This is a genomic window from Microcystis sp. M109S1 (genome assembly GCF_020247025.1).
Lineage (GTDB): Bacteria > Cyanobacteriota > Cyanobacteriia > Cyanobacteriales > Microcystaceae > Microcystis.
Map to the genome: position 1 here is coordinate 1 of NZ_JADBRW010000333.1, position 10,721 is coordinate 10,721.

Genomic DNA, 10,721 nt, shown 5'->3' on the forward strand with positions numbered 1-10,721 from the left:
GGTCGCGAAAGTCTGAGGAGAGAACCACCTCTGGGTGGGATTTCGCCAGGAATCTAATTCAAGTCCACATCGTTGAGCCAGAAATTCTCAGCAGTGATGCTAGAAGAATCCACGTCCGTTTACGGCGTGGGGTATGTCAAAATAGAAGATTCCCTAGATTATTTTTGCGGGAGGCAATCGGTGATTCTCAATTTTTCCTTAAGGATTGTAGCGGCCAAAGGCAGACTATTCTGTAAGTTTTCACTCTACAAAACCTATCGGGTGGTCAGTACTGCCCCCGTCGATGTCCTCTGGCAAAAATTAATCAATGTGGCCGATGTCTCTTGGCATCCTTTGATTGCCAAGGCTGATGTTCCCTTGGGTTTAATCGCTAAACCGGGGTTAATCTATCAAGCTGTCACCCGTCTGACTCCCATTCCTATCCGGGTTTTTGTGGAAAATGTCCGCCCCGGTGAACTCCTCAGCCTAAGAGTTCTCGCTATCCCCGGCATGGAACAGAAAATGACCTACCAAGTGGAATCAACCCTCTGTGGTAGTTATATTTCCTATTCTGTCACTCTGCGGGGTTGGCTGTCCCCCTTTATCTGGTGGTTAAGTCGTCCCTATTTAGCCAAAGTCGCCGCCCAACTAGCCCACGCCGCCGAAGAATTAACGGTCTAAAAAAAATTCCCCCCAATTGTGCTAATAAATAATCTGCCAAAGGTCAAGATCTAAGTCACAATGGTATATGGATAGACTTAAACAAAATTTTAGTCAGCTACATTGGTACATATAGTCTACTGATATCATCCCGACGAGTTGAGCGCAACAACCTCAATCCGCCGGGATGAACTATCTCTAGAGACTTTACTGATGAAGTAAGCTCTACAGGAGGGAATTATGGGGGAATTAAACACAGCCGAACTTCTAGTTAAATGTCTAGAGAATGAAGGGGTCGAGTATATTTTTGGGCTACCCGGGGAAGAAAACCTCGATGTTTTGGAAGCCCTGAAAAACTCCTCGATCAAATTTATCACCACCCGTCACGAACAGGGTGCGGCTTTTATGGCCGATGTCTATGGACGCTTGACGGGAAAAGCGGGGGTTTGTCTCTCCACTTTAGGACCGGGGGCGACTAACCTGATGACAGGGGTAGCCGATGCTAACCTCGATGGGGCGCCCTTAGTGGCCATCACCGGCCAGGTGGGAACCGATCGGATGCACATTGAATCCCATCAATACCTAGATCTGGTGGCCATGTTCGCCCCGGTGACGAAATGGAATAAACAAATCGTGCGGCCGGGTATCACCCCAGAAGTGGTACGGAGAGCCTTTAAAACCGCCCAAAGTGAGAAACCGGGGGCAGTTCATATCGATCTTCCCGAAAATATCGCCGCTATGGCTGCCGATGGTTATCCCTTGCCCCTCGATAGTCAGGAAAAAGTTTACGCTTCCTATCGGACTTTGAACATGGCGGCGGCGGTGATTTCTAAAGCGAAAAATCCCTTGATTTTGGCGGGAAATGGGGCAATTCGCGCTAATGCTAGTGAGGCTTTAACGGAATTCGCCACGGCCTTGAATATCCCTGTGGCTAACACTTTTATGGGTAAGGGGGTGATTCCCTATACCCATCCTCTGGCTCTTTGGGCGGTAGGATTACAGCAACGGGATTTGATTAGTTGTGCCTTTGATCGCAGTGATTTAATTATCGCTGTTGGTTACGATTTAATCGAGTATTCCCCGAAAAAATGGAATCCAGACGGGAAATTACCGATTATTCACATCGGCATGACTCCGGCGGAAATTGACAGCAGTTATGCCCCGGTGGTGGAAGTGGTGGGTGATATCACCGATTCTCTCATCGATATCCTCAAACGGGCCGATCGCCAGAATAAACCAACTCCTGTCACCGCGGGATTAAAGACGGAAATTCGGGCCGATTACGAAACTTATGCCAATGATACGGGTTTTCCGATCAAGCCACAAAAATTGATCTACGATCTGCGTCAGGTGATGGGACCGGAAGATATCGCTATTTGTGACGTAGGCGCTCATAAAATGTGGATGGCGCGCCAGTATCACTGCGATTGTCCCAATACTTGCATTATTTCTAACGGTTTCGCCGCTATGGGTATTGCTATCCCCGGTGCGATCGCCGCTAAGTTAGTTCATCCCGATAAACGCATTGTAGCGGTGACGGGGGACGGCGGTTTTATGATGAATTGTCAGGAATTGGAGACAGCTTTGCGGGTGGGAACTCCCTTCGTCACTCTCATCTTTAATGATGGCGGTTACGGTTTAATCGAATGGAAGCAGTTTAACCATTTTGGGACATCTTCTTTTATTAAGTTTGGTAATCCCGATTTTGTTAAATTTGCCGAAAGTATGGGATTAAAAGGCTATCGGGTGGAATCTACTCAGGATTTGATCCCGATACTAGAGGATGCTTTCCGGCAAGAGGTTCCCACTGTTATTGATGTTCCCGTCGATTACGGTGAAAATCTGCGTCTTTCCCAAAAATCGGGCGATCTAAGCTGTCAGATTTGGGAATAGAAGTTGATAGCGGCAAGCAACCCCCTCGGTAGCTTGCCGTTAACTTCTCGAAAAAAATCCCCTAACTAAATCTCAGTTAGGGGGAAGTAATTAGGTTGGCTTTGGTAACGTTAGAAAACCCGATCTAGAATAACCATTCTAGAACCGCCTCATCTTTAGTGTTGGTATTGCGAGAGGGGGTTTCCCGGGTAAATTTCATGTGGATAGAACGATTTTGTTCACCATCGGCAGCCACGGCCATAATCGGATAATCGATTAAACCATCTTGGAAGGACATCTGATAGCGGAAAGTGCCATCGGGATTGAGTTTAATCGGACGACCACCGATAGTTACGGTGGCATCGGGTTCCGTAGCACCATAGACGATTAATTCTGCATCGGCAACTAACCAGAATTTGCGCGGACGTTGTAGGGTTTCCGAAGCACCCATACCGATGCCGGAAGCAGTTATGCCGATACCGGAAGCGGTTAGTCCCGATACCGTGGGAACTGCCCACATACCAACCCCGGAGGGGAATACATAAGAACTGATCACTTCCGACATTGGTACGGAACCAGCGACGTGCTGCATGGAACCAAACAAGGAACCGGCCACCCGTAGGGCTTCGATATCGCCGACACTTTCGAAAATTTGGTCGTAGATGGGGCTAGTTCCCGTGATTCCTGCGCTGCTGCCGTAGCGTTTGCTGGGGGGAACGAGTTCGTAAACAGTTTTGCCCACCAGTTCTTCTTCCCAGTTAACGGTGACAAAGATATCTTCAATCCAGTCGGAAGGATAGACGGGAGGAATCCGCACTAAAGGAGAACGGGCCAAAACTAACCAACGACCATCAGCACAACGATAACCGATATCGATAACATAATCTCGATCGCTGACCGGAATCGGTAAATACCATTCTCGGGCTAATTCATCACAGAGATATTCTTGGACGCTATGCGCGCCTTGGCTATTGAGATCTATATCGGTGACATCATAAAGACGCAGGGCTAACTGTTGTCCCCCTTGACGACGTAGATCTTCTTTTGATTCGTTGGGGATATCCCAGTAAGCATAGGCCCACTGAGGATCGCGAGGTAGGAGGGTAATGCGATTTTCACCGTAGCCACCGGGCAGATCTCCTAAACCATCATCCACCGAACCTAGGACATCTTCGATCGGGTTAGCTTGACCTAATTCAAATTTTGCTGCTTCCACTGGTTTTTCCTCTTTAATAGTAGATTTAAAATTGCCGCTTACTCCCATAGCTTGGGTAATTGCCTCGATTAATTGCGTTTTCCGCATCCGACTGTAACGAGAGATGCTGTATTGACTGGCAACTCGTCGTAGTTGCCGCAAGGTCATCTCATCTAAGGGGGGGTATTCTGGGACCATGAGTTGACACTCTCCGATTAGTTACGACGGCAAATGTTTTTGAGCATTTGCAAAAGCAGTGATCTGGGTAATCCTTCTAACTACTCATCGATTGCTGTGTGAACGAGAGATTCACTCGATGGGGATCAAGGGAATCGCTTGTTATAAATACCTATTAAACAGTAAGATTCCGATTTTGACCAAGTACCTTGTCATGATTTCTTGACAAAATCGCCAAACCCTTGATCCCCACAAGATTTTCATGTCAGGAAGTTTTGATATTCTGTCCAGCATTGACACTGTATCTGAGAAATTTTAGTACAAATGCTCGGACTTCCTCTCCCTGCTCCCCACTGTTTACTGATCACTGATCACTGATCACTGATTTGTACTCCGATCCCGATCGCCTGTAATCTGATATTGAGACTTTTAGTTAAGGAGACTGAACCGCTTGGCTACCCGTGTGATTATTGTTCGTCATGGACAAAGCAGTTATAACGCAGAGCAGAAAATACAAGGTCGCAGTGATGGCTCGGTTTTGACGGAAAAAGGCCATCTGGACGCGGAAAAAGTAGGAAATGCCCTCAGTCAAATCGATATCGCCGCTTTTTACTGTAGTCCTCTCCAAAGAGCCAAATCTACTGCTGAGGTGATTCAGTCTCGTTTAAATAACTCTCCCGTCATTCAACCCACTTCGCAGTTACTAGAAATCGATCTGCCTATCTGGGAAAATATGGTCAAAGAGGAGGTAAAAGCTCAATACCCCCAAGAATATCGGGATTGGCACCAAAAACCTCACGAATTTAAGATGATACTGCCCGATGGTCAAGAACATTATCCCGTTCTCTCCCTCTATCAACAGGCCCAGGATTTTTGGCGAGAAATTATTCCCCAACACGAGGGCCAAACTATCCTCATTGTTGCCCATAACGGCATTAATCGCTGTTTAATCCTCAGTGCGATCGGTATTCCAGTTTCCTTATACCATTCCCTGCAACAATCTAACTGTTGCGTTAATGTTCTCAATTTTACAGGTGATTTTGGTGATCCTGTGCAGGTGGAATCCCTCAATCAAACGGCACACTTAGGGATAGCTTTACCCCCACCGCGTCCTCCTTTCCAAGGTTCCAGGCTGCTGCTTGTGCGTCACGGAGAAACCCAATGGAATCGGGATAAACGTTTTCAAGGTGTGCGCGATATTCCTCTCAATGATAATGGCAAAGCTCAAGCTGAGAAAGCCGCCGAATTTCTGCGAGAAACGGCGCTCGATCACGCTGTCACCAGTCCTTTGTCCCGTCCCAAGGAAACTGCCCAAATTATCCTGCAATATCACCCCGATGTCACCTTAGATACCCAAGTGGATCTGACAGAAATCTGTCACGGACTTTGGGAAGGTAAATTAGAGGAGGAAATTGAAGCGAGTTTCCCCGGGATGTTAGAAGACTGGAAAAATGCCCCGGAAACCGTGCAAATGCCGGAAGGGGAGAATTTACAGGAAGTTTGGGATCGAGCGATCGCTTGTTGGCGGCAAATCGTTAAAACCTATAGTAATAGCGATAGTCCTAAGACAATTATGGTAGTGGCCCACGATGCCATTAATAAGGTGATTCTTTGTTATTTATTGGGTTTAAAACCCGCCAATTTCTGGAATATTAAACAGGGAAATGGCGCGGTTAGTGTGATCGATTATCCCAAAGGAGTTGACTCTCAACCCGTCCTGCAAGCAGTTAATATTACCTCTCATCTAGGATCGGGAATACTCGATCGCACGGCAGCTGGCGCTTTATAACAGTTATCAGTGCTCAGTTATCAGTTATCAGTGGGTAAGTTAACAGTTAACAGTTATCAGTATTCAGTATTCAGTATTCAGAAGATTGCTTTTATTTATTCTTCCCAATTCATAATTCATAATTCATAATTCATAATTACGGCTAACTAAAAGCTAATTTATTTTCAATCTGTCTAACTACCGTTAGTGCCGAATAGCTGACTCCGGCAGTGCCTTCTCCCGGATGGGTGGAATCTCCCACTAACCAAAGATGGGGGATCGGAGTGCGCGTCGCTACGCCAAAAGGGCCAAAAGTGGACAGTCTTTGACCAATACCGCCGACAATGCCCTGATTTCGCCCCGTAAACCGTTCAAAAGTGCGAGGAGTAGCTGATTCGATGTGAACGATGTGATCAGGGCTAAGATGGAAATAATTACCGAGACGATTGATCGCCTCTTGGGTGTATGCTGCTTTTAATTGCTGATAATTATCTTCTCCTTTTCGCCACCAAAGACTGGTATCGGTGAAGGAAGAAGCAATAATCGTCGCTTTTCCCACTGGAGCGCGACCATCCCCTTCTTTACTCACGGAAACAAACAAAGAGTTATTTTCGCCGATCATGCCATCGTCATCGTAGAGGAATTGCAAATGGGGAGGACAATCGGGGGGAATAGCAGCGCGATCAACTCCTAAGTAGGCCACAAAAGCACCGGATGCGGGGGGAAGTTTTTCGATTCTCCGGTGATAAAGACTGGGAATGGCTTCGCGATCGATTAATTGTGGTAAATTTTGGATCGGGATATTGGCGACAATCTCATCGGCCATTTCTGGATGTATTTGGCCATTTTTTTGATTTCTGACGATAATTCCCGTGGCTTTTCCCTTTTCTGTCATTATTTTTTCCACTGTGTGGCGCATTTGCAATTTACCGCCGTATTTTTCCAAAGCTGTTACTAAGCGATCGCTTAATACCTGCATACTACCCTGAAGGTGGGATAAACCTTGGGGAGACTGAGAAACTGCTAAAGCGGTGGCGGCATAAAGTAAAGCGGTTTCATCGGCAGTAACTTGGGAATAAAGCTTTAACTGGAGATCAAGGAAGGTTTTTAGGCGTTTATCTGTCTCTAAGCCGTATAATCGCAGAGCATCGCCCACAGTCATCAAAGTAAAAGGGAAGGTAATGGCAGTATCTAAACGCAAAGCGGCGATTAATTGCCCTAAATCCCACCAGTTGCGCGGGGGTAAAACTGGATCGCGACTTTGAAAACGCCAACTTGCTTGAAAGAGTTTTTGTAATAATTGCCAAAAAGGTTCGCTGCCCGGAAATTGTTTTTGTCTTTCCTCTTGCCACTTTTGCCGATCGCGCCAGACGTTAATCGCAGTGGTTTCCCCCGGCAGAAAAACAGCACAAGCGGGATCACAGGGGACAGAATCGGGTAAATCTATCCCTAATTCGGCAAAAATGCGCTGATGAATGCCCCCTACTTCTAATCCTGCCACTTGAGTTGCCCCCACATCAAAAGTAAAACCCCGACGGGAAAAAGTCGAGGCACAACCTCCGGGGACAAGCGCCTGATCATATACTGTGACTTGATAACCTCGACGCGCCAATAATGCCGCCGCCGTTAGTCCGCCAATCCCTGCACCAATAACGGTAATTTGCGTCATTTTCTTAACAATTATTTATATTTATTTTTATCCTAACACTGCTGTCTTTTCACTGATTACTGATTACTGTTCACTGATAACTGATAAAATCTCCTTATGAATCCCTGTTGTGACTTATTGTCTATAGACTAAAAAGTAACATACTTTTATTATCCAAAGCATGAGTGTTAGATTACTTTTTGGTCAAAATGTCAAAAAAGTTCGTGAGCAGAAAGGCTGGTCGCAAGATCGCCTGTCTGAAGAGACAGGATTACACCGAACTTATATCAGTGGTATTGAACGAGGCGTTAGAAATCCAACAATTGAAATTGTTCAACAACTTGCTACTGCATTAGGTGTTGAGATTCAAGATTTGTTTATCGATTCTAATAAATAATTGGTATAGTAAGTGATTAATCTTTACAGGCAGCAACAATTCCAACTTTACAATTCAGCAAGAAACTATTTCATAGCAAGACCAAATGCCTTGATTGAGCTAGAAAGGTTTTTGACTAATCATATTGTGTCATTAGTTCAATCAAACCTTGCTGAAATTAAAAATGACTACAATGAAGCATCCTATCTTTATCCTTTCTGGGAAAACTATCCACCTGAAGATAGAGGTCGTCAGCCCATAATGGATCAGTATCCTTGGCTCGAAGTTGGTGAACATGCAATAGGAGCTAAACTACCAAGGTTATTAGTCAATAGCTTTGATGTTAGGGATACTGGAATTCCGACAGGGGCCGATCAAAGATTTGTTATAAGTAGCAAAAATATACTGGAAGCTACCCAAGGATTTACTAATTCAGCATGGCTGTTTATAGATATTAAAAGTGTGGGACCAAGAGATGATCAAGATCATACTGTGATGAGCCATAATCAAGTCTCGGGTGATGGAACTTGGGAAAATTCTCAAGCAGGAGTTAGAAACTCGATACTACAAGCAATTGGGGCGAGAGCATCACATGATTTTCATGCAAGTATTCCACCTATTTATGTTCTGTCTGATGGAACTATTGCACCAGTTGTGATTATTGCTCTAAAGCCTGTATATCAAATGTTACAGGCAAACCATAGTAACATCAGAAATAATGGACAACCTTTGGAAAGAATTGATGTTGCCTCTATCCCTAACGGACTCTTACTAACCCAAAATCCAAATTACCTTAACACTTATAGAGGGATTTTATTTCCAGGGAAAGATGATAAATCAAAAGACCCTAGGAAATTACGAGTGCGAGTTAGTTTCTCACTATTAAAGAAAATTCACCCGTGGAGAGTAGAATCTATTCTAGTTGCCGACCCTTAAAAATTTAGTCTAAGTTGGCTCTCTTCTTTATTAATATTTTCTCTTGCTAGGCTTACATATTTAGCTTCTTTTTCTATGCCTATAAAGCTTCTTTTATTCTGAATACAAGCTATTGCAGTCGTGCCAGATCCCATAAATGGATCTAATACAGTATTTCCTTGATCGCTATATAACCGCACAACCCTTGAGGCAAGTTCTAAAGGGAATTTTGCTTCGTGGTCATCGTTTGATCTTACACTTCTAATAAACCATACCGCTCTAGAACCCCAAGCTTTCCACTCATCTGGATTGATCTTTTTTCTGTCTATAATTTGCTGACCAGGTTTCCAAAAAATATAAAGATCTTCATACTCATCAACGGACTTAAGCGAGTTAGAAGTCCATTTGCAATTTGCCCATGCTGGATCTTTTACCCAAATTCTTCGATCGTATAAGTAAAGGCCACATTCTTGTCCATAGCTTTGAAGAAATCCTCCAATAAGATGCATTCTTGTTTGGGACTCGTATTTTCCACCTCTAATGTTATTGCCGTTAAGTCTCCTATCAATTGTTTGCTCACTACAACCCAAGTAATCAGCCAATTGATAACGATTAAATTCGGGAAATTTTTCTTTTGCTTCCAGTACCATTTCTTTGGTAACTTTTGATTTTTGCATGCAAATGTTCATCGCTTGAAATTTAGGAATTTTTTCATCTTTAAAACAACGAATATCTCCAACATTGATTACGAGAAATCCACCGGGCTTCAAAACGGTAAAGTGATGATTGATTACTTGGCGAAGCATTGCCTGCCAAGATTGATATGTTTCTTCTTTCTCGTATTCTTTTCCTACAAAATATGGTGGTGACCAGAAGCTCAGATCTATTGACTCAGGCGCAATCTGCTTCATCAATATTTCTGCTCGTCCCTGATGAATAGTATTGATTTCAAGAAAATCCATTACTTCAATTACAAACTGATGTTACTCATAGTGTACATCCTGTGGTCTATATAGTCAACATATTGAGAGTTAAATCCTGTTTTTTTGAAATCTGTATAACCGGTAAATTGGAGGCTTAACAGTTTACTTGGGCCCCTAGGGTATCTAAAGCTAAAATTTTCACCTCAGAGTTAATCCCCACTTGCTGCCAAGCATTTTTCATCTCTGTTGCTGTTTTTTGGGCATTGTCGGGGTTAGTTAAAGCTAATAGGGTGGGACCTGCGCCACTAATTACCATCCCGTAAGCACCCGCGTTAATGGCGGCTTTTTTGACCTTTTCGTAACCCGGTATTAAAGATTGGCGATAGGGTTGATGCAGTTTATCCTCTAGGGCAATTCTCAGCCAATCGCCGTTACCCGTCTCCAATCCCCGCAATAATAAACCCAAGCGGGAAATATTGAAAATTGCCTCCTGACGGCTAATTTTTTCGGGTAAAACAGCCCTAGCTTTTTCCGTAGCCAGTTCAAAATCGGGAATCGCTAGGACGGGAATGAGATTTTTTTGCCAAAATACTTGACAAATAGCCCAATCTGTGCTATTTCCTGCCGATAGCTGACAGTTGCCCCGCAAAGCCGGCACCACATTATCCGGATGTCCCTCCAAGGCGATCGCTAATGCTTCGATTTCCCCCATAGATAAAGGATTTCCCGCACATTGATTGGCAGCCACTAACCCACCGATAATAGCAGTGGCAGAACTACCTAAACCTCTAGCCAGAGGAACCCCTAAACCGATCTCGATGGCTATGGGGGGCGGATTCTGTCCTATTTTTTGATAAACTTGCAAAAAAGAAGTGTAGATTAAATTATCAGTACCTTGGCTAACTTTAGCTGATTCAGTTCCCTTGACACTAATGCTGACAGGGTTAGCTGTCGTTGCTGGCAGCAGGGTAAAAGTAAACTGATTATATAGGGTTAAGGCCGCTCCGAGACAATCGAAGCCGGGCCCAATATTAGCAGTGGTAGCGGGAACTGTAACCGTAAAAGTTGTCATCGAAAATTTTGGGTCTGAAACCCCGTCGTTCTACGACGGCTTTACCGTTAAATACTAGCGCATTTACCAAATATATGCTAAAATGTGAGACATGGAAAAAGCCTACTCGTTTCGATTTTACCCCACACCCGAACAA

10 protein-coding genes are annotated in these 10,721 nt (G+C 44.4%); 6 read left to right on the top strand and 4 right to left on the bottom strand.

The window, feature by feature from the left end; translation table 11 throughout:
* Positions 1–180: 180 nt before the first annotated feature.
* Both IM322_RS16820 and IM322_RS16825 read left to right on the top strand, forming a co-directional pair.
* Positions 181–660 carry an SRPBCC family protein gene (locus IM322_RS16820; RefSeq protein WP_287675630.1) on the top strand — a complete coding sequence of 160 codons (480 nt, stop codon included), beginning with the start codon at positions 181–183 and terminating at the stop codon, positions 658–660.
* A 219-nt stretch (positions 661–879) separates the two neighbouring features.
* A complete protein-coding gene (locus IM322_RS16825; protein ID WP_287077649.1) occupies positions 880–2,532 on the top strand; it encodes an acetolactate synthase large subunit in 1,653 nt (550 codons plus the stop codon).
* A 124-nt stretch (positions 2,533–2,656) separates the two neighbouring features.
* On the opposite strand, the gene IM322_RS16830 is transcribed toward IM322_RS16825, so the two are convergent.
* Complete coding sequence (locus IM322_RS16830) at positions 2,657–3,904, bottom strand: DUF4912 domain-containing protein (protein ID WP_287675624.1); 1,248 nt, start codon at positions 3,902–3,904, stop codon at positions 2,657–2,659.
* Between the two features lie 430 nt (positions 3,905–4,334).
* Between IM322_RS16830 and IM322_RS16835 the strand changes: the two genes are divergently transcribed.
* Positions 4,335–5,672, top strand: coding sequence for a histidine phosphatase family protein (locus IM322_RS16835; protein WP_287675625.1), 1,338 nt, complete (start codon positions 4,335–4,337; stop codon positions 5,670–5,672).
* A gap of 142 nt (positions 5,673–5,814) precedes the next feature.
* Here IM322_RS16835 and crtD read toward each other — a convergent pair whose 3' ends face one another.
* Positions 5,815–7,320, bottom strand: a complete 1,506-nt coding sequence (crtD, locus tag IM322_RS16840) for a C-3',4' desaturase CrtD (protein ID WP_287675626.1) — start codon at positions 7,318–7,320, stop codon at positions 5,815–5,817.
* Between the two features lie 160 nt (positions 7,321–7,480).
* Between crtD and IM322_RS16845 the strand changes: the two genes are divergently transcribed.
* Both IM322_RS16845 and IM322_RS16850 read left to right on the top strand, forming a co-directional pair.
* Positions 7,481–7,696: a helix-turn-helix domain-containing protein gene (locus IM322_RS16845; protein WP_147069750.1), complete on the top strand. Its 216-nt coding sequence runs from the start codon at positions 7,481–7,483 to the stop codon at positions 7,694–7,696.
* A gap of 12 nt (positions 7,697–7,708) precedes the next feature.
* A complete protein-coding gene (locus IM322_RS16850; protein WP_287675627.1) occupies positions 7,709–8,611 on the top strand; it encodes a BglI family type II restriction endonuclease in 903 nt (300 codons plus the stop codon).
* Here IM322_RS16850 and IM322_RS16855 read toward each other — a convergent pair.
* On the bottom strand, positions 8,608–9,552 hold the full coding sequence (locus IM322_RS16855; RefSeq protein ID WP_287675628.1) for a DNA-methyltransferase: 945 nt from the start codon (positions 9,550–9,552) through the stop codon (positions 8,608–8,610). The two genes, IM322_RS16850 and IM322_RS16855, sit on opposite strands and share 4 nt — an antisense overlap.
* 115 nt (positions 9,553–9,667) lie before the next feature.
* Positions 9,668–10,585, bottom strand: a complete 918-nt coding sequence (gene thrB / locus IM322_RS16860; protein ID WP_287675629.1) for a homoserine kinase — start codon at positions 10,583–10,585, stop codon at positions 9,668–9,670.
* A 91-nt stretch (positions 10,586–10,676) separates the two neighbouring features.
* On the opposite strand from thrB, the gene IM322_RS23435 reads away from it, so the two are divergent.
* The coding region (locus IM322_RS23435) for a helix-turn-helix domain-containing protein (protein WP_353737100.1) at positions 10,677–10,721 on the top strand (45 nt) is incomplete at its 3' end.